Here is a 25,684-nt window from a genome sequence, read left to right on the forward strand (position 1 = left end):
TGGTCCGCTGGGTGGACCACATTCTGTGTACTGGAGGCGCTCGGCGATGCATTCGTTGCTGGGGAAAGCGCGCCTGATACTCGATTCCTTCGATGCGGATTCGGGTGCGCTGTCGCTGACCGAACTTGCGAATCGGAGTGGTGTTGCGAAGGCGACGGTGCATCGAATAGCCGGTGAACTGGTGTCTCTTGGTCTACTGGAACGGGTCGGAACCAAGTACAGGTTGGGGTTACGGCTCTTCGAACTGGGGCAGTTGGTTCCTCGTCAACGTATTCTGCGCGAGGTGTCCTTGACGTATGTGCAGGATCTTCACGCGGCGACCCGGGAGACGGTTCACCTCGCGATTCGCGACGGCCTCGATGTTCTGTACATCGACAAGATCTCCGGTCATCACGGGGTGGACCTGCCGTCGCGGGTGGCTGGCCGGCTGCCGATGTATGCCACGGCAACCGGCAAAGCGATACTCGCGTACTCACCGGATTCCGTTTTTCGAGCGGTGACAGGCAACGGATTTGTCGAGTTCACCGATCGGACGGTGAACTCGGAAGACGGGTTACGTAGGCAACTCGACGCTGTTCGTTCGCAGCAGTTGGCGGTCGAGACCGAGGAGGTTCGCCTGGGAACATCGAGTATCGCTGCCCCGATCTTCGGTGGACTTGGTGAAGCAGTTGCCGCGATCGGTGTGTCGAGTCCGCGGTATCGAATGGATACCGAGCGTTTTGCCGAACCGTTGCGCGCGGCGGCCGAAGGGATCAGCCGGAAGGTATCGGTTCTCGAACGCTCGGCATAACCGTTTTATCGACGCACGCAGAGCAGCGCGATCACGCCGAGAACCGAAGCCCCGGTCATGGAGATGGCCACGGCAAGACTGGTGTTGCCGAGAAGGCCGACGATGGGCGCAACCACAGCGGCAGCGCCGAACTGCGCAAATCCGATCAGCGCGGCTGCTGAGCCTGCGGCTTCTCCGTGACGGGACAGTGCAACCGCCGGTGCGTTGGGCATGACAAAACCCGTTGCGCAGAGCATCAGCAGGATGGGGACGGCAAACCCGACGAATCCCCACGAGTCGGTGGAGGCAACAACAACAAATGCAGCGCCGACGGCACTACTGCCCCACATTGCCCAGATCGTGATGGAATTCGGCGACCACCGGCCGAGAAGCACGACGTTGAGCTGGGACGAACCGATCAGAACGACGGCGCCGCCGGCAAAGGCAAATCCGTATGCGGTGGCGCTCAGTCCGAACTGTTCCTGCATCACGTAGGACGACGCGGCGATGTACGACCACAAAACGCCGCGGCCGAGACCGCACACGAGCACCAACACCATGAAGTGGGCATCCTTGCCGAGCGCAATGTAGTTTCGCGCGATGGCGCCGATGCCCTTGCCCGACCGATTCTCGGGTGGAAGTGTTTCCGGCAGCGATACTGCCGCGAGTGCGATCATCGCGATGCCCAGGATGAAGAGAGCGAGAAAGACTCCGCGCCACTGTGTTACGGACATCAGTGCCCCGCCGATGGAGGGGGCCAGGATGGGCGCTACGCCCATGACCAACATCAGCCGCGAAAGTACAACTGCCGCATCGTGTCCGGTGAATAGATCACGAACGATTGCCATCGCGATCACGCCTGTCGCGGCGGCGCCGAAACCTTGAAGGGTTCGCAGCGCAGTGAGGACTTCGATGGACGGAGCAAAGAAGCAGGCCAACGACGCGCCGACGTGAATTACTGTGCCCACGAGCAGGGGACGTCGACGTCCGTAGATGTCGGACAGTGGGCCGATGAGCAACTGGCCGAAAGCCAGACCCAGCAGTGTGCCCGTCAGGGTCAGCTGAACCATCGTGTCCGACGTGCCGAATTCCTGCGTGATCTGTGGCAGCGCAGGAAGATACATGTCGACGGTGAACGGCCCGAGGGCGGTGAGAATTCCGAGAAGCAGTACCAATCGGATCCGTGCACCGCCCGTCGGGGCGATCACCGTTCGTTCAGTTGTGCTGTTGGTCAAGGAAACCCGAAACTACACTGTAGTAGTCGTATGGTCGTTCTTCCTGAAGATGATGCGACGCCTTGTCCATGATGTAGAGATGGCCATGGGGAATCATCCGCGCAAGCATGAGCGGGTAGTCCGGGGTGAGGAATGCGTCGTGCATGCCCCAGGCGAAGAGCGTCGGCGCCTGGATCTGGCCGAGTTCAGCTGTGAGATCCTGCCAATCGCCACGAGGTGAGTCCGCCGAGGCAGCCAGGGCCATTTCTTCGGGGTCGAGACTTTGCTCGTATCGCATCTGGAGGGTTTCGGCGGGCAACTTCGATCCGTCGAACCATTCGAGACTGGTGATCAAGGTGCGGAGTTTTTCGAGGGTGGGGCCGGTGCCGCCGTAGTAGACGTCGCGGGCGTTGCGGCCACGACGGCCATCCTCGGGGAGCGGCGCGAGTGGACCGTAGAAGACGGGCATGCTGCCCGTGATCACCAGGGAGCGAACGCGTTCCGGGTACTTTGCCGCAAGATTGAGCGCTATGGTGCCGCCCCACGAGTTGCAGACGAAGTCTGCGCGTTCGATTCCGAGTTCGTCGAGCAGGGCAACCACCTTGGCGGCGTGGAAGTCCCACATTGGGCCGGCGATGGTGCACTTGTCGGACCGACCGTATTGCAGCAGATCAACGAGAATCGCTCGTCGATCCGAGGCGAAGAGCGGTGCCACCGGCCCGAAGTCGGACCACGCAGTGCAGCCGGGGCCGCCTCCGTGCAGGAAAATCGTGGGGTCGCCCTCGCCGAGGTCGTAGTAATGGAATGTGACGCCATCTGCTTTGGCGTACAAGCTCTTCGGTTGATCAGCCATGGCTATACCTGACCTCGAGGTGAGCGGTATGGGAAGTATCGCGGTCCGGCAGGCGAACCCGGTTCGTGGCTGTGAGACTTCCGAATGCCTAGCGTGCTGGCATGAGAACAGAACTCGAGCACGCGCGTGATCGCGCGGAGGCAATGATCGGTACGGGGGAAACGCGAGAGTTGGGAACGGTGCGTCCGGCGGAGTCGGTTGCGTTTGCGGTTGCCACCGCCGAGACGGACCCCCGGTTTCTCGACCCGGAGCACCCGGCATTTGCCGTCCATCCGATGTATCTGCCTTCGCTTTTGCGAGGACCGCAAGGTGGCTCCGATCGAGAGTACCGAGCAGACGGCATGTTCCGTGACGAAGTGCCGGGCACAGACGGTATCGACGTGCGCTTGATGGCCGGCGGGCAGAGTGTGACTTTCTTGCGACCGGCCCCGCTGGGTGAGGCTGTCGTCGTAGGGCGAGTACTCGATACCGTGACGACCAAGGGCCGGGCTCCGGACGAGTTTCTGCTGCTCTCGGTCACCAAGACTTACCGGGGTGCGCAGTCCGGCGCATTTGCCGAGGTCGTCGAGAAGTTCATCGTCCGATGACCGAAACAGTAGTCGTGGGCACGCCGATCGAATCGGTGACCTTGGTCTGCGATCCGGTTCGGATCCTTCGATTCGGGGCGTCGACGCACAATTCGCACCGTATTCACTACGACGCCTCCTATGCGCAGACGGAGGGGTTGTCCGCACCGGTGGTCATGGCCCAGTTGCAGGGCACGCTGTTCTTTCGTGCCGCGTCACACTTTGCCGGTGGATACGAAGGAGTTGTGTCCGTCTCCTGGCAGAATCGTGCGCCCGCGCCCGTCGGAACCACACTCGAGGTGTCGGGTGAAGTGTCCCAAATCGACAGTGACCAACTAACTTTGGCATTGCGGGAGCATTCGGACAATGGCGTGCTGTGTGCCGTCGGAACCGCTGTGGTGGTCCGGGTCTGCTGAGCGAACCGAATCCATTGGCGTAGATCGCAATCTCACCCAAGATCTGTTTCATTCAAACGTTCAGTGTCGAGAGGACTTCACATGACTGGTGTCGAGGCGTCGGAAGCCACGTTCGCGCTGCCCGAGCGGCCACGAGCGGCCGGTCGGCAGGATTGGACGGCATGGCCGGGTTACAACGCAGCCGGCAGCGGATACCGCGGTTACTGGTACCCGGTCACGTGGTCGAACCACATCACCAAAGACCCCAAGAGCTTCACCATCTGTGGTGAAAAGCTGGCGATCATCCGCGACGCAGGCAAGGCATATGCCCTGCACGATCGGTGCCCGCACCGCGGCGTTCCGTTGTCCGAGGGCGATCAGCAGTTCCCGGGAACTGTCAGCTGCCCGTACCACGGCTGGACGTACCGGCTCACTGACGGCAAGCTGGCCGCGGTCATCACCGACGGTCCGGATTCCAAGATCTGCGGCAAGCTGAACGTCCAGACCTATGCGATCGAGGAGCGACTCGGTCTGGTGTGGGTGTACATCCCGATCGCCAACGAGCCGGCGCCGTCCATCGACGACCAGTTGCCGCGTGAGCTGGTGGAGAACAAGGGTATCGTCGGTGGTCGGATTCAGCCCCGAGAAGGCAACTGGCGCTTCGCATGTGAGAACGGTTTCGACGAGGGACATGCGAAGTACCTGCACCGCACCGCATTGTGGCGTCTGTTCAAGCCGATGCCGACGTGGAACATCACGAGCATCGTTCCGGAGGGACGCTGGATCTACCGCGTGCAGGAAGAGGTGTACTGGGAGGCGGAATTCCCGGGCGTGGGAACCTGGACGAACAAGCGGTGGTGGAAGAAGAAGCCGGACGAGACCCAGATTTCGCAGATCGGAAACGTCGGCGCCGGTCTGGACGTCAATCCTGTGATCGCAGCTCAGAACTTCCCCGGTTTTGCTTCACTGTCCATGCCGGGTGTCCTGCGCATCGCGTACCCCAAGTTCATTCACTACGAGTTCTACGTCCCGGTGGACGAAGACAACCACAAGTACGTCGGCCTCATGGTCAACTTCGTCTCCGGCGCAGCAAAATTGGGCTTCTACGCCAAGTACCTCGGCGCGATCCGCTGGCTGTTCCACGGTCAGTTCTCGGGTCAGGATGCGTGGATGGTCGAGGTCACCGACGCACCGCCGGAGAAGCTGTACCGACCGGACGTGTCGCTGACGACGTGGCGAAATCTGGCAGAGGAAGAGTACGCCGAGAAGATCGCCGACGCGGCCAAGCACACCCCCAAGGCGCCGGTCAGGCCCACCCGAGAGCGCCGGACGCCAACGCCCCGCTCAGCCCCTGTCGCCGACGCTCAGATTCCCACCGGCACCAGCGAATAGGAGAGATACATGTTCAAGATTCTGACGGCTGTCGCTATCGGTGCCGCTGTTGCAGTGGCAGTTCCCAAGCTGTGGCAGCTGGCCGGCGAGCGCAGCAATACTCAGGTACATCAGGTCAATCCATGAGCACTGCGAGGGCCGATGCTCTCGCAGGCCTAGGCGACGAGCGCCGGGAATGGGTCGAGCGAGCCTACGCCCATGTCGATCGTGCGCGATTGCGGGATCTCGCCACTTCGGTGGTCAACATTCCCAGTCCGACGGGTGACGAAGCACCGCTGGCCCGCCACATCACGGCGGTCCTGGCAGCGTCGGGCATCGAGGCCCACACAATGGATCTCGATGATCGGCAGGCGAACTCGTGGGGAAGGCTCCGCGGTGACGGGTCCGGACCGGACCTGTTGCTGTATGCGCCGATCGACACCGTCACGACCGGCGATCCGGCGGAAGACCTGCCGTGGGTGGGAAATGAGCTGCGAGCGGATCTGACGCCGCACGCCCAGTTCGACGAAAACTACGTGATCGGATTGGGTGCGTCGAACCCCAAAGGCCACGCCGTCTGCATTGTCGCGGCGGCCGAAGCAATTGCCGCAGCCGGTATTCCGCTCCGCGGTGACCTGGTGCTCGGATTCGGCGCCGGTGGTATGCCGACCAATGCCCGCCCCGGTGTCGGAAACCCCCGACGCAACACCGGCCAGGGCGTCGGCTGCTCGTTCCTCCTGGAACAGGGAGTGTGGGCGGACTGCGCGTTGATCGCCAAGCCCGGCTGGACGGTTTCCTGGGAAGAAGTGGGACTGGCCTGGTTCGAGATCACGGTGCACGGTCTGCACACCTACGTCGGCTCGCGCCACCGGTTGCCGTACCGCAACGCGATTACCGCAGCCGGCGAGGTGGTCGCCAAGTTGGAGGAATGGTTCCCGAAGTACTCGGCGGCGCATCAGGACGGTTTGGTTGCGCCTCAGGGGATCGTTGCCAACATCCGCGGCGGGTGGGAGCGAACAGCGTCGTTCACCCCCGAGCAGGTGCGCCTTACCGTTGATCTACGGCTCAGCCCGCGGACGACGCCCACCGCGGCCAAGCGCGAACTCAAAGCCGTCGTTGCGGAGATCGCACAATCGCTGGATCTGCAGATCGACGTCGAACAGGTTCTTGCCATCCCCGGTGAGGGTTCCGACCCTCGAATGTGGTTGCGCCGCGCCGCAGTCCACGCGTGGGAAGCTGCCGAAGGAGAGCCGCATCAGGACTTCTTCGACGCGAGTGGAGCCACCGACGCAAACATCCTGCGCAGCCGCGGCATCCCGACGATTCGGGTGGGTATGCCCAAGGTGGTCGACGCACCGTTCGAGGTGGACTTCGCGATGGGGATGAACACTGTGGACCTGGCTGCGGCGGAGAGATTTACGAAGTATCTGATCCGAGTGGCCCTCGACACCGTCACCCGCTCGCTCGAGGAAGTAGGAATCGACTGATGGCGAAGATAGTTCTGGGTATCGGTGCCTCCCACAGCACCTTGATGAACACCCATTGGGAAGAGACGACGCACAAGGCGGAGGCCGAACGCTTCCGGGACGCGCTGTATCTGAGCCGGGAGAAGATCGCGGCGTCGAAACCCGATGTTGTCTTGATTCTCGGCTCCAACCACTTTCGCGGTTTCTGGCTGGATCTGATTCCGGCGTTCACTCTCGGCGTCGGAGAGTGCATTTCCAGTGGCGAGTCAGGAACACCCAAGGGGCCGCAACGGGTCGACGTGGAGTTCGCCAGGCACCTTGCAAACGAGCTGATCGAAGGTGGCCGGTTCGATCTTGCCTACTCGGCGCGATTGCAGATCGATCATGGTCAGTCTCACGCGATTCAGTACCTTCTCGACGGAATCGATGTTCCGATAGTTCCGTTGGTGGTCAACGTATTCGCGCCGCCCCTCCCGACGTTCAAGCGATGTGAGGAAGTGGCGAAGGCCCTGCGGGATGCCGTTGCGTCGTATCCGGCGGATACCCGGGTCGTGGTGATCGCGTCCGGTGGATTGTCTCATCGTCTGCCCTGGCCGGACTGGCGGGATCCGCACGGTGAGGACGAGGATTTCATGGTTCAAGCCTGGCTGGACGGCCGGGAGAACTGGTCCGACTACGACGTCCGGCGACGCCAGATCATCCGCGCAGCCGATGCCGCGATCACTCCGGAGTTCGATGACCGAATTCTTGATCTGTTTGCCAGCGGCAAGGCAAGTGAGCTTGCCGAGTTCACGACGCAGCAGATCGAAGACGAGGCGGGCAACGGTGCGCAGGAGTTGCGGACCTGGCTCATGATGGCCGCGATGCTCGACTACGTTCCGGGTGAACGCCTTGCCTACGAAGCGATTCCCGAGTGGCTCACCGGTATGGGTGTCACGATTCTCGATCCAGCTGGAACAGACAGCGCAACAACATAATCTGCACCTTCAGTAAAGGAAGTTTCTCTGATGACAATCTGGAACGAACTTGCCGGGCTCGATTTCGAGTTGACGACCGTCGACGCCGGCGGTGTGCCCACGCGCTCTCTGCAGGCAGGATCCGGTGACGAGGCCGTGATCTTCCTGCACGGCACCAGCGGACACCTCGAGGCATTTGCACGCAATATTGCACCGCACGCCGAGTCTTACCGGGTTCACGCGATCGACATGCTCGGCCATGGTTACACCGGCAAGCCTGACTACCCGTACGAGATTCCGCGCTACGTCGAGCATTTGGTGAACTACCTCGACGCGGTCGGACTGGACCGTGTGCACTTGGTGGGTGAAAGCCTCGGTGGTTGGGTCGCTGCCTACCTGGCCAGCGAGCAGCCCGAACGTGTTCTGTCGCTGCAGTTGCTGGCAGCAGGCGGAACAGTCGCGAACCCGGTAGTCATGGAGCGCATCAAGACGTCGACCGCGAAGGCCGTCCAGAGTGACGACATCGAATTGACCCGCGCACGTATGCAGTTGCTCATGCATGATCCCGCCGATGCAACCGAGGAATTGGTTCAGGCTCGTCACCGGATCTACCATCAGCCTGACTTTGTCGCCAACATCCACAACCTCCTTTCCTTGCAGGAGATGGAGGTTCGCCAGCGGAACCTGCTGCGCCCGGATCGAATGGCACTCATCAAGGCGCCGACTCTTGTGGTCTGGGGTCAGGAAAATCCGTTCGGTGATGTTCCGGAAGCGAAGAAGATGGCCGAGGATATTCCGGGCGCTCAGCTCGAACTCTACTCGGAGTGCGGTCACTGGCCGCAGCACGAGCAGGCAGCGAAGTACAACCCGCTGAGCCTCGAGTTCTTGGCAAAGGCATCAGCCAGCGCGAAGGCAGCTATCTGAGAAGTTCCTGCCAAATATGCTGCTGCGTAATGGAGCCGGTCTCTCGATTGGGAGGCCGGCTTCCGCGTTTTCGAAGGTACAGTCATCGTCTTACAGCGAAGGAGTTCTCGTGAAGAAAGTACTTCTGCTGACGGCCGACGCCGACAACGGACTCGGTACCGCAATCCGTGACGCCGTCAGGGGTGAGGCGGAGGTAGTTCGATTACCTGAGCGCACCACGGGGGCGCTCCGTGCGGAGTTGCCGACATGCGACGTCGTGGTGGGGGACTGGAGTGGTGATCTGCCACTGGGCAAGGAGGAAGCAGAGCTCGGCCGGAATGTGCTCCTCGTCCAACAGCCTGGTGCCGGAACCAATTTCATCGATGCCGAAGCCTGGCGCGCCGCCGGAGTTCCGGTGGCGAATACTCCCGGTGCAAACGCGAACTCGGTTGCGGAGTGGGCAGTGCTCGCGGCAGGTGTGTTGTGCCGCTCCATGTTCTGGGCGCACAACGAGGTTACCGATGGTCGATGGCCACGGGAATCCATCCTGACGCGCGATTGCCGCGATCTGGCGCAGCGCCGGGTCGGCGTCGTAGGTGTTGGTTCGATCGGCCGCCGGTGTGCAGAATTGTTTGCCGCCTTCGGTTGCGACGTCTACGTCACCGCGCGTTCGAGACCGCGTGACACTGTGGCTGCGACGTTTGTGTCACTCGACGAGTTACTGCCTCTCGCGGATGTCCTGGTGCTGGCCGTCCCGCTTACGGAATCAACTCGGGGACTGATCAATTCCCATCGAGTTGCGCAGTTGCCCACCGGAGCGATCGTGGTCAATGTGGCGCGCGGCGCTGTCGTCGACGACGCGGCATTGGCGCGTGCCTTGCGTTCCAGGCATGTCGGCGGCGCTGCCCTCGATGTGTTCGACGTTGAACCACTACCGATTTCGAGCCCGCTCCGTGGATTCGATTCGACCCTCCTGAGCCCGCACGTCGCCGGCGGCAGCGCCGGAGCGCGTGCGTCGATCTATTCGATGACGGCGCAGAATGTCGCCAGTGCGCTGCGCTCGCAGACAATTCGGTGGACATTGTGATTCGGTGGACATTGTGATCGAGGGCCGTGTTACCGAAGTATTTCGGTCCGCACGTTCCTCCAGGTGCAGTGTTTCGCCGAGGTAAGTTCCTGTCCCCGGTCCGCACGGTGGACCCGGTTGGTTCTCGGGTGTAGGTACACACAGCTAGGTTTGCTCTCCACGACCCGCAACTGCGGCACAGATCACAAACAAAGGTGTGAGTAGATGGCCTCGCTGTCAAAGTTTGGAAGGACTGCTCTTGTTTCGGCTGCGCTGCTGCTGACCGTTGCAACCGGCGCATGCAGCCGCCCGGCGACGCAAAGCACAGCTGATTCTGCCGGAAGTGGACCACTGCGTATCGCAGTCGGAATCGATGCTTCCTACGCTCCGTTCTTCGTAGCGGATCAGGAAGGCATGTTCGACGCTGCCGGTTTGGACGTCGAACTCGTCCAGTTCGGTCGTGGTGGCGAGGCCGTCGACGCACTCTCGACCGGGCAGGTCCAGATCGCCGGTAGCTCCGATACGACAACGATCGCCCAGTTGCGTCAGAATCCGTCGTTGCGCGCGATGTACTCGTACGAGGCGTCGGGTGACTACATCAAGGTCGTGCTGCGTAACGGTGTCGACTCACCGGCTGCGATCAAGAAGATGGGCATCGTCCCGGGTCTCAGCCAGATTTCGACGGACAAGTACCTCGCTGCCAACTCCATTGCCCCCGGTTCGGTCGAGATGATCTCGGCGACCCCGACGGACATGCCCGCACTGCTCAGTCGCGGCGACATCGACGGGTTTGTCCTGTGGGAGCCGTGGCCGGCCACCGCCCTGGATCAGGGAACCGGCCACGTGGTGGCAGTAACCGGAGACTACGGCTGGTTCTATCATCATTGGGCGATCACGACGGCTCCGTGGTTGTCGGCCAACGAAGAGACAGCGCGAACCGTCGCGAAGGTGCTCGACGAGGCAACGCGCAAGGTCGAGTCGGATCCGGGCGTGGCAGCGTCCGCGACCAAGGCGGCTGTGAACGTCAGCGAGGATCAGACTATTGCCGCGGTGGACGAGATCGACTTCGCCGTGGTGAATCTCGAAGCTGCGGATGTCGAGTCGGCTCAGTCGATCGTAGATTTCTACAAGTCGATCGGTGTTCTCAGCGACCAGCCGGATCTCGAATCGGCAATGCTTCTGGATTGGTACAAGGATGGTGCACAGTGAGTATCGCAACAAGTGGTTCAACGACCAGCTCGACGAATAGCGCGGGGACAGCCGGCCCCGGCAAGAAGAACACCGGTGTTGCCATCGACGTGGTCGACCTCGGAATCAGCTTCGGCGCGGCGGAGATCGTCGCCGGAATCGACATGCACGTGCAGCCAGGTGAATTCGTCTGTCTGCTCGGTCCGAGTGGCTGCGGCAAGTCGACGCTGCTGTCGTCCATGGCCGGCTTCGTGGAACCCAGCGCCGGCGAGATCGTGTGCGACGGAGATGTCGTCGCCGGCAGTAACCGCCACGCCGGCATGGTGTTTCAGAGCTCCGAAGCGTTGTTCGAATGGATGACCGTGAGCCAGAACGTGGCCTACGGCCCCAGGATGCGTGGAGCGAACCGCAGCGAGCAGGCGAGTATCGCGGCCGAGTACCTCGCGATGGTCGGCTTGCCCCACGCGGGTGCGAAGTTCCCCTCGCAGCTGTCCGGCGGTATGCGGCAACGTGTTCAGATCGTACGAGTTCTTGCCAACCAGCCGTCGTTGGTTCTCATGGACGAGCCGTTCGGTGCGTTGGACGCTCAGACTCGTCAGGTTCTGCAGACCGAACTCGACCGTATCTGGCGGCACACCCGCTGCACCGTGGTATTCGTGACTCACGATATCGACGAGGCACTGACGTTGGCTGACCGTGTGATCGTGATGTCGGCCGGCCCGCGGGCCCGGATCAAGAGCGTCTACGAGGTCAATGCGGCTCGTCCGCGAGACCGCAACGATCCCGAGGTGATCGAGCTCTACGAGAAGCTGCGGGACGACATTCGGGCAGAAGTGGTTGCGTCGCTGCGGAACCAAGGCATTGAGGAGGACGAGCTGTGACGGCTGTAGTGACCGGTGGTTCAGCCGGTGTGAGAACAGCGAAGGTGGCGGAGACAAAAAAGCGTTCGTCGGCGCGGCGATCCAAGATTGTCAAAGCGACGCTGATGTATGCAGCCTCAGCGGCAATCGGTTTGGGCATCTGGTCGTTCCTGGCGTGGTGGTACGGGCCGACCACCATTGCGTCACCGGCCGAAGTATGGTCGGCGGCACAGGAACTGTGGGAGAGCGGCGTTCTGTGGTCGTCGATCACCGCATCGGGTCAGCGAATTCTCATCGGCTGGTTCCTGGGTGTCGTGATCGGTGCTCCCGTCGGAATTCTGATGGGCCGCATTTCCATCGTGCGACAGCTCCTCGATCCGTACATCGAGTTCTTCCGGTTCATTCCGCCTATTGCGTTTGTCACTCTCGCCGTCGTCTGGTTCGGCATCGGTGAGACGTCGAAGGTTGTTCTGATCTTCTACACCTCGGTATTCATCGTCACGGTCAGCACGATTGCCGCGACTGTAGCGATCAGCGAGAACAAACTGCAGGCAGCGGCAAATCTTGGTGCCAACAAACTTCAGATCATGAAGACGGTGGTCTTGCCGTCGTCGATCCCCGGCATCGTCACGGGCGCTCGCCTGGCGATGGGCAACAGCTTCCTCACCATCGTGTCGGCGGAGATCGTCGCCGCCGACCAGGGTATCGGTTCGATGATCTGGCAGGCTCGAAACTACGGCCGGATCGACTGGACGTTCGTCGGCATCATCGTCCTGGGCATCATGGGCTTCATCTTCGACCGGATTCTCCGCATTCTGTCCTCGCGGTACCTCGCCCGTTACGGCGTCAAATAGTTAGGAGCGCAGCATGAATCACCCGCTGAGCAATGCCGAGCAGGCCGGAATTCCGGGACCGCCCGAGTTCACCGATATCGAGAGTGAGCGGCGTCGTCGCAAGACCGCTGTCATCGGCGGGTATCGGATTTTGTCGAAATTCGGTTTGGACGAGGGAATCTCGGGACATATCACCGCCCGAGACCCAGAAGATCCGGAGACTTTCTGGACTGCGCCGTTCGGGCGGCACTTCTCCCAGGTTCAGCCGGAGGAATTGCTGCATGTGGCGTCGGACGGCGCGGTCATTTCCGGAGACGGACCGCTCAACCGAGCAGCGTTTGTCATCCACAGCAAGGTTCACGAGGCTCGTCCCGACGTCATCGGAGCTGTTCACGCTCACGGTTTGAACGGTAAGGCGTTCTCCTCGCTGCACACCCGCCTAGCGCCGATCACTCAGGACGCGTGCGCCTTTCACGAGGATCACTCGATCTACGAGGAGTATCACGGGGTGGCGCTGGACGAAGAGGAGGGGATTCGCATCGCGGATGCCCTCGGATCGAACAAGGCCGTGATCCTCACCAACCACGGTCATCTGACCGTCGGAACTTCCGTGGAGAGCGCAGTGTGGTGGTATGTGTCGATGGAGCGGTCGATGCAGGCGGAGTTGACGGCGCGAGCCGCCGGTGATCCGGTTGTCCTGCACGAGAAGATCGCGGCGCAGACCTACGAAGCAGTCGGCACCGAGAAGGTGGGGTGGTTTGCGTACTCGACCATCATCCAGAAGATCGCAGCAGACGAACCCGAGGTATTCGCGCACTGAATTCTTCGCGCACTGAATTCCTGCGAGCATTGGGCCCGTCGACCGAGAGGTCGGCGGGCCCTTTTCGTGCTGTCCCGCAACTGTTACCGAGGTCTGTTGAGCGGACCGGTTTCATTTGCGTGAGTCCGTCGGCGCAATACCGTATCGAGTGTGAACAAAACGTCTTCCACGGCGACCGACAACGAGATCGGCGTCGATATTCTGATCATTGGTGCCGGCCCCGCCGGGCTGTACGGCGCGTACTACGCAGGCTTCCGCGGCCTCTCGGTTGCCGTGATCGATGCCCTTGCGGAACCGGGGGGACAGGTCAGTGCGATGTACCCGGAGAAGGCGATCCTCGACATCGCGGGATTCCCTTCGGTCAAGGGACGCAACCTCATCGAGGGTTTGATGGCGCAGGCTGCCCCGTTCGATCCGGTGTACCTTCTGGGCATGCAGGCTCGTGAGCTGTCGCATGACGACGACGGCCGGGTGCGGATCACCACCAGCACGGGCCAGGTCGTGGTGGCCGGCGCGGTTGTCATCACCGGCGGCATCGGAACCTTCACCCCGCGTCCGTTGGCGAAGGGTTCGGAGTTCATGGATCGGGGGCTGAGTTACTTCGTCCCGGATTTGTCGGCGCACACCGGGAAAGACGTTGTCATCGTCGGTGGCGGCGACAGCGCGTTCGACTGGGCCGTTCACCTGGAACCGATTGCCAAGTCCGTCACCCTGGTTCACCGGCGAGATCGTTTCCGCGCGCACAAATCCACAGTCGCCAAGGTGCAGGAAAGCAGTGTCCAGGTTCTCGTCAACGCCGATGTCTCGGCGGTACGTGGAAACGGGTGGATCGGCGAGGTCGACATCACCCACAAACAAGACAAGAGCACGTCCACGCTGCCCGCTCAATCCGTCATCGCTGCGTTGGGATTCACGGCCGACCTCGGTCCGATGATGGAGTGGGGAATCGAGATCGACAATCGCCACATCGCGGTGAACACACGGATGGAGACGAATGTTCCGCGTGTGTATGCCGCCGGGGACATCACGGACTATCCCGGCAAGGTCCGCTTGATCGCCGTCGGTTTCGGCGAGGCCGCGACTGCGGTGAACAACGCTGCGGCAGTGCTGGATCCGGAAGCAGAAATCTTCCCTGGACACTCCACCGAACAGGAGAGCTAGGCAATGGCATTTGTCATCGGTGAAGCATGCATCGACTACACGGACCGATCGTGCATGGAAGAATGCCCCGTGGATTGCATCTACGAGGGTGATCGCAAGCTCTACATCAACCCGAACGAATGCATCGATTGCGGCGCTTGCGAATTGGCCTGCCCGGTGGAGGCGATCACCGTCGACCGGAAAGCAGACCCGGATTTCAAGGAAGACAACAAGCGCTTCTTCCTCGAGGTCTTGCCTACCCGTAGCGAGCCCGTCGGAAATCCGGGTGGTTCGGCAAAGATCGACATCGTCGGCGTCGATACCCCGATGGTTGCGGCGTTCTGATGGCTGGCGGCCTGCAACTCGGATACGTTGATTCGTCTTTCGGGCAATTGCATTACGCGCAGCAAGGTTCGGGTGAGGCGATTCTCCTGCTTCATCAGGCGCCCCGGTCGTGGGACGAGTTCCGCGAGTTCATTCCACTCCTTGCCGACGACTTCCGCGTTGTCGCGATGGACATGCCGGGGTACGGCAACAGTGCTCCGGTGCCCGGCCCGCAGACCATCGAGACCTATGCGCGAGGCGCGTGGGAATTGCTCGACACCCTGGGCGTCGATCGAGTCACGGTCATCGGTCACCACACCGGTGCGGCAGTGGCGCTCGAGATGGCGGCATCACGCCCCGAGAGGGTGCACGCTGCCGTGCTCTCGTCGTGCCCGTGGACCGACCGCAACTACCGCGAGGGGCACTCGGGACCCGGTGGGATCGACTGCGTCGACCGGGCCGCAGACGGTAGCCATCTCACCAGGCTGTGGGAGATGCGTCGCCCCTACTACCCCGAACCAGGCACCGCACTGCTCGACAGGTTCATCCGAGACGCGCTTGCCTACCGGGTAGATCCGGCGGAGGGGCACAAAGCCTGCGCCCGCTACGTCATGGAGGCGAGAGTCGGTTCGGTGACTGCGCCGGTTTTGCTGATCGGCGCGCAGAAGGATCCCTTCTCGATGCCTAACATTGCGCCGTTGCGTGCACACCTGACGGGTGCGGCAGTGGTGGAAACGGAGATCGTCGAATCGGGGACCGTCGCACTCGTCGAGGAGCACGCTCCGCAGATTGCATCCGCCGTCCGCATGTTTCTGGAGAATTACGCAGGTAGGCGCCCCGTGTAAACTCTGCGGGACGGGTTCACTGAGCGGACCGTGTGGCGTGCGTCTCATCGTGTCGTCACCATAGTGTCAGTCTCGAAGCACCTGCACCTAACGAGGACCCCGACCGATCTCGGTCGTTGTGGCACTCGGTCTCGGCAGGCTGTCACAGATCGTTCAGGAGGACACTCATGGCCGCTCCACAACAATCCGTCGGGTTCGGATCCGTACTACCCATCGCGTCGGAAACGACCGCTGCATCGCAGCCTGCAGGTGAACTGTCCTCGGTCCTGGGCAAGGCTCGAATGATCTTGGACGCTTTCGACACCGACCACAGTGACCTGTCTCTGACGGAGCTCACCCGGCGCAGTGGGGTCGCGAAAGCGACGGTTCACCGGTTGGCCGGCGAGCTGGTCGAGTGGGGATTGCTCGAGCGCGCGGGTACCAAGTACCGGCTCGGCCTGCGATTGTTCGAGCTGGGCCAATTGGTGCCGCGTCAGCGGATTCTGCGCGACGCGGCGCTGCCGTACATGGAGGACCTACTGCTGGCGACGCAGGAGACGGTTCACTTTGCGGTTCGTGACGGCATCGACGTCCTCTACATCGAGAAGATCATCGGACACCGCGGGCTCAATCAGCAGTCGCGGGTGGCCGGTCGGCTCCCGCTGTACTGCACCGCCACCGGCAAGATCATCCTTGCCTTCTCCCCGCAATCGGTCTTCGACGAGGTAGTCGAGCAGGGTTTCACCGCCTTGACCAGTCGAACGACGATGTCCGTCAGCGTGCTGCGCCAGCAAACCGAGCGGATGCGTAAGGAACAACTCGCGGTGGAGGTCGAGGAGACACGGCTCGGGTACATGAGCGTCGCAGTGCCGGTGTTCAGCGGCCCGCGCACTCTGGCCGGCGCGTTGTCTGTGACAGCGCCGACGGCTCGCCTCAACGTCAGCCGCATCACCGGGGCCCTGCGCACTGCCGGCGCCGGAATCACCCGAAAACTTCATGCCATGAAGTGCACACATTCGCCGAGCGACCCGCTGGCTCTGCGCACGATCTGCAGTCCGGTGATGTGTTCGTTCAACGGTTGCGGCAAGTAGCGAGGCGCGGTCTATCGCCGGGCGCGGAACACGCTCTTCTCGCAGTCCCAGGTGTGTGGGCCGACGCCCCTCTCACGTAGCACTGCTTTCTGTACCTTGCCGGTTTCGGTGAGTGGCAACGTGTCCACGACGTCGATGTACCGGGGAAGTGCAAAGTACGGCAGCTGTTGCTGGGAGAACTCCAGAATCGAAATGGGGTCGAAAGATACTCCGGGGCGCAGTATTACAGTTGCCATGACGTCGTCCTCGGCCAGATCCGACGGTACCGGGAAGACGGCAACCTGACCGACCGACGGATGCAACGCCAGAACGGTTTCCACTTCGGCCCCGGAAATATTTTCACCGCGGCGCCGAATCACGTCTTTGATGCGATCGACAAATCGGAACCAGCCGTCTGCTTCCCGAATCACCCTGTCACCGGTCTGTATCCAACTCTCCGTCGCCGGAATCTCCTCGCCCAGATAGCCCAGTGAACAGGCGCCGGGGATCGTGCTGCGGACCACCAGTTCGCCGGGCTCCCCGTCTGCGGCCGCAGTACCGTCGTTGACGACTGCGGCGTCGTAGCCACTCATCACCCGCCCCATGTACCCGGCCCGCCGATCTCCCGGAAGTGTGCCGATCACGAGATTGGTTTCGGTACTTCCGAATCCGTCCACGAGTTCTACACCGAATCTCTGGGCAAACGGTTCGATCAGATGAGCCGGTGTTGCGGGGGCAAGTGCCACGTGGACGCTGTGCTGTCGGTCTTGCGGCGATGGGTCCGCGTTCATCAACATGGCCACCATCGCACCCAGTAGGTAGTCGACAGTTGCGCCGATCTCGCGAACTTCGCGCCAATGATTGCGGACCGAAAAGCGTTGTCCCAGGAAAAAAGTAGACCCGGCCCAAAGGGACTGAACAAAGGCATTGAGAGCATTGGTGTGAAACAGCGGCAGGCAGTTGTACAGCACATCGTCCCCGGTGAGCCCGAGTGAGGCGCCGACGCCTTTGCCCCACTGCAGGAACTGCGCGTGCGGGCATCGGACGCCTCGGGGCAGACCGGTGGTGCCGGAGGTGAAGAGTATCGCGGCCAGGTCGAGCGGATCGAGGGTCTCGGGCTCACAGCCCGGATGCGAACCGGCAGTGGGGACGCACTGTTCACCCATGACCCACACGGTGCCGTCGAATCCGGCTACAGCGCCTGAGTATTCGGGTGAAACCAGGATCCGTTGTACACCAGCCTGTTCGAGTGCGCCGGCAACACTGTCGGCTCGGAGGGCCGTATTGAGTGGGACGACAACCGCACCGATCCACGCGCATCCGAGAACAAGGTCTGCCAGTTCGATCCTGTTGCCGGACAGTGCCGCCACGCGCTCCCCACGGCCGACACCGTGATTACGGAGATCCGCCCCCATCGACGCTGCACGATCCCGCAATTCGCGGTAGGTGACCGTGATCCCGTCGACGACGAGCGCCGGGTGCTCCGGACGCTCCAAAGCTCGCCTCCGGATCAAATCCGGAAGCGAGCGCGGAATGGCATGTGCGTCGTGGGGCATGGGTAATTGTATCCCTCAGGGTACGACGACGGCCCGGCCGGCAACCTTGCCCTCACCCATCAACTGCAGTGCCGTTGCGATGTCATCCAGCGGAAACTCCTGCACTGCAACGGAAATCTTGCCTTCGATGAGCAGCCGGATCATTTCAGGTGCCAGTTCGGCTTGCCGGGCAGTCTTGCGAATCATGTTGACGGGCAGGATCCGGACATCGCTGAGCAACCAGTTCGGCAAGTCCAGGGTGAGGCTCTTACCCAAGGTATATCCGATCAGGGCAGCCCGGCCACCGGGGACAACACTCGCCAGAAGGTGCGGCAAGCCGTCGCCGCCAAGCGTGTCGATCACGGCGTCGACGGAAGGCTCGGATCCCACCACTCCGGCAAGTTCGTCGCCTTGCCCGACGACGGGACGCACACCCTCCGGAAGCAAGGCAGCCTGATCTTCGCGCGGTACAACACCGATTACCTCGGACGCTCCGGCAAGCAGAGCGAACTGTGCTGCCATCGATCCGACAGCGCCGGATGCTCCGGCGACAACAACTCGTTCGCCGGGAGCGACGGCTGCAATGTCGTTGACGGCAACATAGCCGGTTGTGCTGGGCAGGAAGAAGGTTGCGGCGACGGCCGGCGACAGTGCGGGATCAAAGGGTGTGAACGCCTTGTCTGCCGCTACCAGATACTCAGCCCAGCAACCGTTCTTGAACAGTCCGACTCCGCCGCCTCGGACCAGAAGGCGGGTGCCAGGCTCATAGGTGTCGGATTCGATTACCGTCGCCGCTCCGTCTGTTCCACCGATATGTGGCAGGTTCGGCTTGACTCCGAAGTTTCCGCTCGCGACGGTGATGTCGAGATGGCCGAGCGCGGCAGCGTCGATGCGCACGAGCGTCTGACCGGATTCACGTGTGGGAATGTCGATGTCGTCGATGACCGGTGAAGTGCCGAACTGATGGAGTCGGGCCGCGCGCATTGTGTCTCCTAGTAGCGATCTGTGAATGGATGTACTGAATATGAGTGAGGTCAGGACAGGATCGACTGGTCGCGAAGTCCGGCGATCAGTTCGTCGCTGTATCCGAGCACCGACTCGAGGACGTCGTCGGTGTCCGCGCCCAGCACCGGCGCAGCGCGTCGGATCGAGCCGGGTTCGGAGTTCCGGCGAACGGGGATGCCTTCGTGGAGGAATGTTCCGGCGAGGGGATGTTCCTGTGCCGAATAGAAACTGCGTGCCCGAAGATGTGGATCGCTCTCGACCAGGTCGCGTCCGTCCTGGACGGTGCCGGCCGCGATACCCGCCGATTGCAAGCGTTCCATGACGGTTTCGGGTGACAGAGTCCTGGTCCAGTCGGCGATGGCGTCGTCGATACGTTCGTGATCGGCTTGGCGGCTTTCTGCACTCGCGAAGTCAGGATTGCCGATCCATTTCTCTGCTTCGATGATGCGGCACAATGCATTCCATTCCGTGGTATCGCGAACGGCAATCGAGCACCACCGGTCGCTGCCGAGGCACGGGTACACGCCGTGTGGTGCCAGTTCGTGATGGCTGTTGCCGATCGGATCGGGGGACTGTGACCGGGCGGCTCGGAGAACGCTGGTACCCATGTGCGCTGCCATGGCTTCGAGTTGTGACAGGTCTACGTGCTGTCCCCGGCCGGTCCGGTCGCGGTAGTCGAGGGCTGCCAGCATCGCGACGCCGGCTTGCAGTCCGGCGACGATGTCGCCATGGCCGTAGATGACTCCGACAACGTCATCGGCGTTCCAGCCGGTCAGTGCGGTCAAACCGGTACTTGCCGAAACGATGTCGGCATACGACACCCAGTCCTTGCGAGGACCGGTGTGACCCATCCCGGACATCGACACGTAGATGATGTCCGGTTTGAGCTCCCGGAGTTGTTCGTAGCCGAGCCCCATCTTGTCCATGACCGACGAGCTGAAATTCTCGACCACGACGTCGGAGTTCCTGATCAGGTCGCGCAGTACCGAAAGGCCCTCTGCGGATCGGGTATCGAGTGTGATGCTGCGCTTGTTGCGGTTGACGTCGTTGAAGTACCCGCTGGTGTTCGGATTGTCGTGCGGTCCTCGCGAGAGATGCATGAAAGGTGCAAAGCGAGTCGGGTCCGGGCGTCCGATCGATTCGACCTTGATGACATCGGCACCGTGGTCGGCAAGGATTCTGGTGCCGTACGGGCCCGCCAACACCCACGTGAGATCCAGGACGCGGACACCTTCGAGGCTGGGCGTGCTGCCACCGCTGAACTCGTGGGTTTCGTTCACTGCCACAGGCGAGGTGGCCTTCAAGAGTTCCTGATGCTGGCCCAACCGGGCAGCCTCGAGCGTTCCGATGCGCCGGCCTTCGGGGAAAGCGAAGCCGAACCCGAGATCGCGGTAGGTACCGTGATCTCCGGTCACGTCGGTGAAGAAGTCCCGGTCGTTGAGTTGCGGGTTACGCAGCAGTTCTTCGGGCCGGTCGACCGCTGCCCACGGCAACTTGCGTGACTGCGCGCTGACCGCGAATTCTTCCTTCGGCCACTTCGCGATGAAGGCGGACAGAACGTCGAAAATGTGTTCCTGATGCGTCTTTCGGTAGACCGCGTCGGACCACTCCGGTTGATCGAGATCGTCCTGAGCATCGTTGTCGATCAGCCAGGCCAGCATGCCGTCCCACATGCGGGGGCTACCGCCGAGGCCGCCACCGACATAACCGTCGGCGGCCTGGAACAGTCCGTGCGGAACGAGCGGATGTACCCGGCCCGGACGCGGTGGTACGCGGTCCTCGTGAATGTAGGCAAGAGTGCCCGCTTCCAGCGCGGCGGCAACACATTCCTGAGCGCTGATCTCCAGCAACGGGTTGTGGCCCTTGGATTGCGAACGCAGTCCGAGAAGCACGCCGATTGCGGCATTGATTCCGGCGAGCTGCTCAGCCTGGAGTTCGGGGAGCAGCAGTGGAGGGTGCTCGGGATCGCCGACCTGGGCCATCATCCCGCCGAGTGCCGCGACGGTCAGATTTGTTGCCTTCCAGTCACTTCGCGGTCCGGTTGTGCCGAAGGGTGTCACTCGTACGTGAACGAGAGATCCTCGGTTGTCGCGTAGAGCGCCGGTCGCGCTGCCGTCGAGCAGGACGTCGGCACTGCGCAGCAGTGCTTCGAAAGCGAGGCGATCGTTGCTGTCGTCGATATCGAGGACAACGGACTTCTTGCCCGCATGCCAATGCAAGTACGAATCACCCTGGGACTCGGTGCGACTGGGGTCACCGGTGGGTGGTTCTACCAGAATGACCTCGAAACCCAGCCCGACCAGGATGCGCCCGGCGAATCGCGCAAACGGACTGGAAATCTCTACGACCCGTACCGGGGGATGCACCACAACTACTCCGTTTCAATCGAAAGATATCGCCGAACCGACTGGTGTCGAACGTAGTTCTGCGGGCCGGTGGGCGACATGATTTCGGTCTGCCCACCGGACCCGTTCTCACTCTCCGCTCAGGCGGCGTTCTGCTCGAACCATCCCGCGAGGAGGACAGCGGACGGATCGATGTCCGCGGAGATCTTGCCCTGCTCGCGGAAGAATGCAACAAGTTCGTTTGCGCGCTCCACGTCGTCCTCGGTGAATCCGCGTCCACCGAAATCGATTTGGGTCACCCGGTCTGCGGCCTCGGCCGGGTCCATCTGGATAGACGCGGCAATTGCGGTTGCAGCCCGATCCGGATCCGAGTTCACGATTGCCGACGCTTCCGAGATCACCTTGAACACCTTGCCTGCGGTTTCTTCGTTCGCGGACAACCAGTTGTCCGAAGCGATGATCCATTGGGCGTACTTGGCGCCGAAGTCGCCGGTCGTGGCAACAACGCGCCCGCCGGTATTGACACTCTGCGTCACCCAGGGGTCGAAGGACAGGAAGCCGTCGATGTCACCGCGCGCCAGCAAAGCAGGCTGTTCGGGCGGGCTTGTGCTCACGAGTGTGACCGTCGTGGGGTCGATGCCGAGACTGGCCAGGTAGTGGTTCGTGAAGTAGAGGCCGATGCCGGGGAAGACGCCCATGGTCTTGATCGACTTCGGCTCGACGCCATTCCTCAGTACAACCTGGAAGTATCGGTCGGATTCCTGAAATACGCCCAGCGCCCGCAGGCTCGGATTGGCGGCCATGACGGACAGTGCCGTCGAGTCGGCATTGCCGGAGAGTTCCGAAGTTCCGGCTACGACGTTCTGGGCGCCCGCCGCCCCGCCTTCCGTCTGGATGACCTGGACGTCGAGGCCGGCGGCCTCGAACATGCCCTCGTGGTCGGCCAGGAAAATCGGGGCGTACGACGGGTCTACACCCACCGCGATCCGTACCAGGCCACCACTTTCCGCGGAGTTGTCGGTAGCGGGCCGGGTGCATCCGCTGACCGCGATCGTCAGGGCGGCGAGAGAAGCGACTGCGCCCACCCATTTCTTCTGAAATTTGTTGAGCATGATGGCCTCTCGGTAAATGGGAGCTGTCAGCGTCCCGTGAAGGTGGGGGACCGCTTGTCGAGGAATGACTGAAGTCCCTCAGCAGCGTCGTCCGTCTTGATCAGGTCGAGCACTGCCTCGAATTCGAGATCCAGCGCTTGATCGAGCGGCAACGACATGCCCTCGTCGACAATGCGTTTGATCATTCCGATGGTGGCAGTGGGTTTCGTCGCGAGTTCGCGTGCGAGGTCAGCGCAATGCGCATCGAGGTCGGCGTCCGCAACGACGGTGTCGACCAGGCCGATATCGAGTGCATGCTCGGCGCTGAGGCGCTTGCCTTCGATCATGAGCACTTTGGCTCGGTGAGCCCCGATGAGGCGTGGAAGTCGCTGGCTGCCACCGGCACCCGGAAAAAGCCCAAGTCCGATCTCGGGGAAGCCGATGGTCGCCGACTGCGCCATGATGCGGAAGTCGCAGGCCAACGTCAGTTCTGCTCCGCCGCCGAGTGCGTGCCCGTTGATCTTCGCGACGACAGGTTTGGGAGCCGACTCGAGGATCCGCTGTACGTCGACCCACGGGCGCATCGCGCGCTGAGTTTCTTCCGTCAGCTCGCGCATCACGGTGATGTCCGCACCGGCGACGAAGAACCGTCCAGTGCCCGTCACGACAATGACGCGGACGGTCTGGTCCGACGCGAGTACCGGCAGTATCTCCAGAAGCTCGGCGATCATGCTGGGGTTGAATGCGTTGGCTGGAGGTTTGTCGATAGTCACGGTGGCAATCGAGTCTGTGACGTCGACGGTGACGAAGTTGTAGGTCTGGCCGGTCTGTCTCGTCAAGTGAGCTCCTGTCAGCGGGTTGGCGGGGTAAACCGGTCGAGCCGGGGGATGTGTAGTGGGAAGTATGGTGGGGACCCTCACGCGGCGGTACCGCTCGGGTTCGGTCAGTAGACCAATGTCGGATGCTGATCGCGTAGGAACTTTCTTCGCTGTGATCACGGCGATATTTGCTCCTGTGACAGGATTGAGCCCGTGACTTCTGCAGTACCGACACCGCCCGCGCCCTCCGTCGACAAGCGTCCCGAGTCGATTTTCACCATTGGGACCAGGCTCGAGGACCGGCTCGGACGAACCGGAACCATCCACACACCGCACGGCGATATCGCGACGCCGTCGTTCGTGGCTGTCGGAACCAAGGCCACGGTCAAGGCCGTGCTTCCCGAGTCCATGAAGGAACTCGGTGCGCAGTCGTTGCTCGCCAATGCGTACCACCTGTACCTGCAGCCGGGCCCCGACATCGTCGACGAGGCCGGCGGGCTGGGCAAGTTCATGAACTGGGACGGGCCCACCTTCACCGACAGCGGTGGCTTCCAGGTGATGTCTCTTGGCGTCGGGTTCAAGAAGGTGCTCGCGATGGAGGCCGTCGGTGTGCAGTCCGACGACGTCATCGCGAAGGGCAAGGAGCGTCTCGCGACAGTCGACGACGAGGGCGTGACGTTCAAATCGCACCTCGACGGCAGTAAGCATCGCTTCACCCCCGAGGTGTCGATGCAGATCCAGCATCAGCTCGGCGCCGACATCATGTTCGCGTTCGACGAGCTCACAACGCTGCTCAACACCCGCGGCTACCAGGAGCGATCGGTCGAGCGCACGCAGGCGTGGGCGATCCGCTGTATCAATGAACACGAGAAGCTCACCGCCGAACGCGCTGACAAGCCCTATCAGGCTCTCTTCGGCGTGATCCAAGGCGCGCAGTACGAAGATCTGCGACGTCAAGCCTGCCGCGGACTCGAGTCGATCGAAGGCGAGAACGGATACGGCTTCGACGGCTACGGCATCGGCGGCGCCCTCGAGAAGCAGAACCTCGGAACGATCGTGCGTTGGTGTAACGAGGAACTACCCGAGAACAAGCCGCGTCATATGCTCGGCATCAGTGAACCGGACGACTTCTTCGTCGCAATCGAGAACGGCGCGGACACTTTCGACTGCGTCAACCCGTCGCGTGTTGCTCGCAATGCTGCGATTTACGTCCGCTCCGGCAGGTTCAACATCAACACCAGCCGATTCCGTCGTGACTTCACGCCTATCGACGACGAGTGCGACTGCTACACGTGCGCCAATTACACCCGCGCGTACATCCATCACCTCTTCAAGGCGAAGGAAATGCTCGCGTCGACGCTTTGCACCATCCACAACGAGCGATTCACCGTGAAGTTGGTCGACGACATCCGAGCCAGCATCGAAGGTGGGTACTTCCACGACTTCAAGGCAGACATGCTCGGAAAGTTCTACGCGGCGAAGACGCCTGCACCTCAGGCGTAGGTCGGTTCGCGCTTCTTCACGTATGCGATGACGCGGTAGGTGATCGGCATGACCAGAACCTCGACAAGCGTCTTCCACAGGAAGCCGACCAGCACGTAGTTGATGAAGTCTTCCCATGTGCTGATGCCGATGACACCGGCCGCGATGGAACAGAAGATGAGGGTATCGGCGAATTCGCCGACGACGGTCGAGCCGATCAGTCGCGCCCACAGATGCTTCTCCTGCATGCGCTTTTTCATCATGACCAGAACCAGTGAGTTCAGTAGCTGTCCGACGAGGTAGGCGGCCAAGCCTGCGACCAGTAGCCGGGGAATGACACCGACCACGGTTTCGAGGGCGGCCTGGTTCTCGTAGAACTCTGCCGACGGGAGTTGCACTGCAATCCAGAAGCACGCAGCGGCAAGAATCAGTGCGCCGAAGCCCAGGTAGATCGCGCGTCGGGTCGCTTTGAAGCCGTAGACCTCGCTGAGCACGTCACCGAGGACGTAGGCGAGCGGGAACAAGAAGAATCCACCATCGGTGATGATGGGCAGAATCTGCAAGGGACCGAGCGAGAAGTCGGAATCCGCAAAGAAGGCGACCCCCTTGGTCGCCGCCACGTTCGAGATCAGCAGCGTTGCGGTGAAGAGCGCGACGATCGTCGGGTAATAACCCCGGCTGACGTGCGCAAATTTGGTTTCGTGGGTCGATTCGTCTTGCTGATCCTGAGCTGTCACGTCCGTCATCCAAGCACCACAAGGCGCTCGGATGCGAGTTGGCGACCGTCCAG

The 25,684-nt window shown here is 61.9% G+C and carries 25 protein-coding genes; 17 read left to right on the forward strand and 8 right to left on the reverse strand.

Translation table 11 applies throughout. The annotated features are described in order from the left end of the window. Positions 1–46 precede the first annotated feature (46 nt). A complete protein-coding gene (locus M0639_RS01740) occupies positions 47–790 on the forward strand; it encodes an IclR family transcriptional regulator (protein WP_007731643.1) in 744 nt (247 codons plus the stop codon). Positions 791–795: 5 nt separating this feature from the next. Here M0639_RS01740 and M0639_RS01745 read toward each other — a convergent pair whose 3' ends face one another. Both M0639_RS01745 and M0639_RS01750 read right to left on the reverse strand, forming a co-directional pair. Next, positions 796–1,977 (reverse strand): multidrug effflux MFS transporter, encoded by a 1,182-nt coding sequence (locus M0639_RS01745; protein WP_064073559.1) that lies wholly within the window; start codon positions 1,975–1,977, stop codon positions 796–798. 7 nt (positions 1,978–1,984) lie between these two features. Next, positions 1,985–2,836 carry an alpha/beta fold hydrolase gene (locus M0639_RS01750; protein ID WP_007731641.1) on the reverse strand — a complete coding sequence of 284 codons (852 nt, stop codon included), beginning with the start codon at positions 2,834–2,836 and terminating at the stop codon, positions 1,985–1,987. 101 nt (positions 2,837–2,937) lie between these two features. On the opposite strand from M0639_RS01750, the gene M0639_RS01755 reads away from it, so the two are divergent. The 15 genes from M0639_RS01755 (at position 2,938) to M0639_RS01825 (ending at position 16,639) form a co-directional block, all read left to right on the forward strand. Then, a complete protein-coding gene (locus tag M0639_RS01755) occupies positions 2,938–3,423 on the forward strand; it encodes an FAS1-like dehydratase domain-containing protein (RefSeq protein ID WP_064073558.1) in 486 nt (161 codons plus the stop codon). Beyond that, a complete protein-coding gene (locus tag M0639_RS01760) occupies positions 3,420–3,818 on the forward strand; it encodes a hotdog family protein (RefSeq protein WP_021332874.1) in 399 nt (132 codons plus the stop codon). The genes M0639_RS01755 and M0639_RS01760 overlap by 4 nt, the downstream gene beginning before the upstream one ends. A gap of 81 nt (positions 3,819–3,899) precedes the next feature. Continuing rightward, positions 3,900–5,189: an aromatic ring-hydroxylating oxygenase subunit alpha gene (locus tag M0639_RS01765; protein ID WP_007731634.1), complete on the forward strand. Its 1,290-nt coding sequence runs from the start codon at positions 3,900–3,902 to the stop codon at positions 5,187–5,189. Positions 5,190–5,311: 122 nt separating this feature from the next. After that, positions 5,312–6,655, forward strand: a complete 1,344-nt coding sequence (locus M0639_RS01770) for a M20 family metallopeptidase (RefSeq protein ID WP_058038206.1) — start codon at positions 5,312–5,314, stop codon at positions 6,653–6,655. After that, a complete protein-coding gene (locus M0639_RS01775; RefSeq protein ID WP_007731630.1) occupies positions 6,655–7,611 on the forward strand; it encodes a DODA-type extradiol aromatic ring-opening family dioxygenase in 957 nt (318 codons plus the stop codon). Before M0639_RS01770 ends, M0639_RS01775 begins: the two co-directional genes overlap by 1 nt. A gap of 30 nt (positions 7,612–7,641) precedes the next feature. Next, positions 7,642–8,514 carry an alpha/beta fold hydrolase gene (locus tag M0639_RS01780; protein ID WP_019746500.1) on the forward strand — a complete coding sequence of 291 codons (873 nt, stop codon included), beginning with the start codon at positions 7,642–7,644 and terminating at the stop codon, positions 8,512–8,514. 109 nt (positions 8,515–8,623) lie between these two features. Next, positions 8,624–9,580 (forward strand): NAD(P)-dependent oxidoreductase, encoded by a 957-nt coding sequence (locus M0639_RS01785; RefSeq protein WP_064073557.1) that lies wholly within the window; start codon positions 8,624–8,626, stop codon positions 9,578–9,580. 204 nt (positions 9,581–9,784) lie between these two features. Next, positions 9,785–10,768 (forward strand): ABC transporter substrate-binding protein, encoded by a 984-nt coding sequence (locus M0639_RS01790; protein ID WP_007731624.1) that lies wholly within the window; start codon positions 9,785–9,787, stop codon positions 10,766–10,768. Continuing rightward, entirely contained in the window at positions 10,765–11,628 is an 864-nt protein-coding gene (locus M0639_RS01795; RefSeq protein WP_197486137.1) for an ABC transporter ATP-binding protein, read from the forward strand. The genes M0639_RS01790 and M0639_RS01795 overlap by 4 nt, the downstream gene beginning before the upstream one ends. Then, complete coding sequence (locus M0639_RS01800; protein ID WP_019746502.1) at positions 11,625–12,461, forward strand: ABC transporter permease; 837 nt, start codon at positions 11,625–11,627, stop codon at positions 12,459–12,461. The genes M0639_RS01795 and M0639_RS01800 overlap by 4 nt, the downstream gene beginning before the upstream one ends. A gap of 13 nt (positions 12,462–12,474) precedes the next feature. Continuing rightward, entirely contained in the window at positions 12,475–13,260 is a 786-nt protein-coding gene (locus M0639_RS01805) for a class II aldolase/adducin family protein (RefSeq protein ID WP_064073556.1), read from the forward strand. 150 nt (positions 13,261–13,410) lie between these two features. Beyond that, a complete protein-coding gene (locus tag M0639_RS01810; RefSeq protein ID WP_050655582.1) occupies positions 13,411–14,421 on the forward strand; it encodes an NAD(P)/FAD-dependent oxidoreductase in 1,011 nt (336 codons plus the stop codon). Between the two features lie 3 nt (positions 14,422–14,424). Further along, complete coding sequence (locus M0639_RS01815; protein ID WP_007731605.1) at positions 14,425–14,745, forward strand: DUF362 domain-containing protein; 321 nt, start codon at positions 14,425–14,427, stop codon at positions 14,743–14,745. Beyond that, a complete protein-coding gene (locus M0639_RS01820) occupies positions 14,745–15,569 on the forward strand; it encodes an alpha/beta fold hydrolase (RefSeq protein ID WP_007731603.1) in 825 nt (274 codons plus the stop codon). Before M0639_RS01815 ends, M0639_RS01820 begins: the two co-directional genes overlap by 1 nt. Positions 15,570–15,736: 167 nt before the next feature. Further along, positions 15,737–16,639, forward strand: coding sequence for an IclR family transcriptional regulator (locus tag M0639_RS01825; protein ID WP_007731601.1), 903 nt, complete (start codon positions 15,737–15,739; stop codon positions 16,637–16,639). An 11-nt stretch (positions 16,640–16,650) separates the two neighbouring features. Here the strand turns inward: M0639_RS01825 and M0639_RS01830 are convergent, their stop codons facing one another. The 5 genes from M0639_RS01830 to M0639_RS01850 all read right to left on the reverse strand — a co-directional run bounded on the left by M0639_RS01830 (position 16,651) and on the right by M0639_RS01850 (position 23,433). Then, on the reverse strand, positions 16,651–18,174 hold the full coding sequence (locus M0639_RS01830; protein WP_064073555.1) for an AMP-binding protein: 1,524 nt from the start codon (positions 18,172–18,174) through the stop codon (positions 16,651–16,653). A gap of 15 nt (positions 18,175–18,189) precedes the next feature. Next, the gene (locus M0639_RS01835; RefSeq protein WP_007731598.1) at positions 18,190–19,137 is read right to left on the reverse strand and encodes a quinone oxidoreductase family protein; all 948 of its coding nucleotides are present in this window, start codon (positions 19,135–19,137) and stop codon (positions 18,190–18,192) included. A gap of 50 nt (positions 19,138–19,187) precedes the next feature. Beyond that, the gene (locus tag M0639_RS01840) at positions 19,188–21,527 is read right to left on the reverse strand and encodes a CaiB/BaiF CoA-transferase family protein (RefSeq protein WP_064073554.1); all 2,340 of its coding nucleotides are present in this window, start codon (positions 21,525–21,527) and stop codon (positions 19,188–19,190) included. A 116-nt stretch (positions 21,528–21,643) separates the two neighbouring features. Beyond that, the gene (locus tag M0639_RS01845) at positions 21,644–22,615 is read right to left on the reverse strand and encodes an ABC transporter substrate-binding protein (RefSeq protein ID WP_064073553.1); all 972 of its coding nucleotides are present in this window, start codon (positions 22,613–22,615) and stop codon (positions 21,644–21,646) included. Positions 22,616–22,641: 26 nt separating this feature from the next. Beyond that, on the reverse strand, positions 22,642–23,433 hold the full coding sequence (locus M0639_RS01850) for an enoyl-CoA hydratase/isomerase family protein (RefSeq protein WP_020723626.1): 792 nt from the start codon (positions 23,431–23,433) through the stop codon (positions 22,642–22,644). Positions 23,434–23,625: 192 nt separating this feature from the next. Between M0639_RS01850 and tgt the strand changes: the two genes are divergently transcribed. Continuing rightward, complete coding sequence (gene tgt, locus M0639_RS01855; RefSeq protein ID WP_007731594.1) at positions 23,626–24,915, forward strand: tRNA guanosine(34) transglycosylase Tgt; 1,290 nt, start codon at positions 23,626–23,628, stop codon at positions 24,913–24,915. Here the strand turns inward: tgt and M0639_RS01860 are convergent. Then, positions 24,906–25,640 (reverse strand): queuosine precursor transporter, encoded by a 735-nt coding sequence (locus M0639_RS01860; protein WP_030535741.1) that lies wholly within the window; start codon positions 25,638–25,640, stop codon positions 24,906–24,908. The two genes, tgt and M0639_RS01860, sit on opposite strands and share 10 nt — an antisense overlap. Positions 25,641–25,684: the final 44 nt, after the last annotated feature.

This window comes from Rhodococcus qingshengii JCM 15477 (assembly GCF_023221595.1).
Classification (GTDB): domain Bacteria; phylum Actinomycetota; class Actinomycetes; order Mycobacteriales; family Mycobacteriaceae; genus Rhodococcus_F; species Rhodococcus_F qingshengii.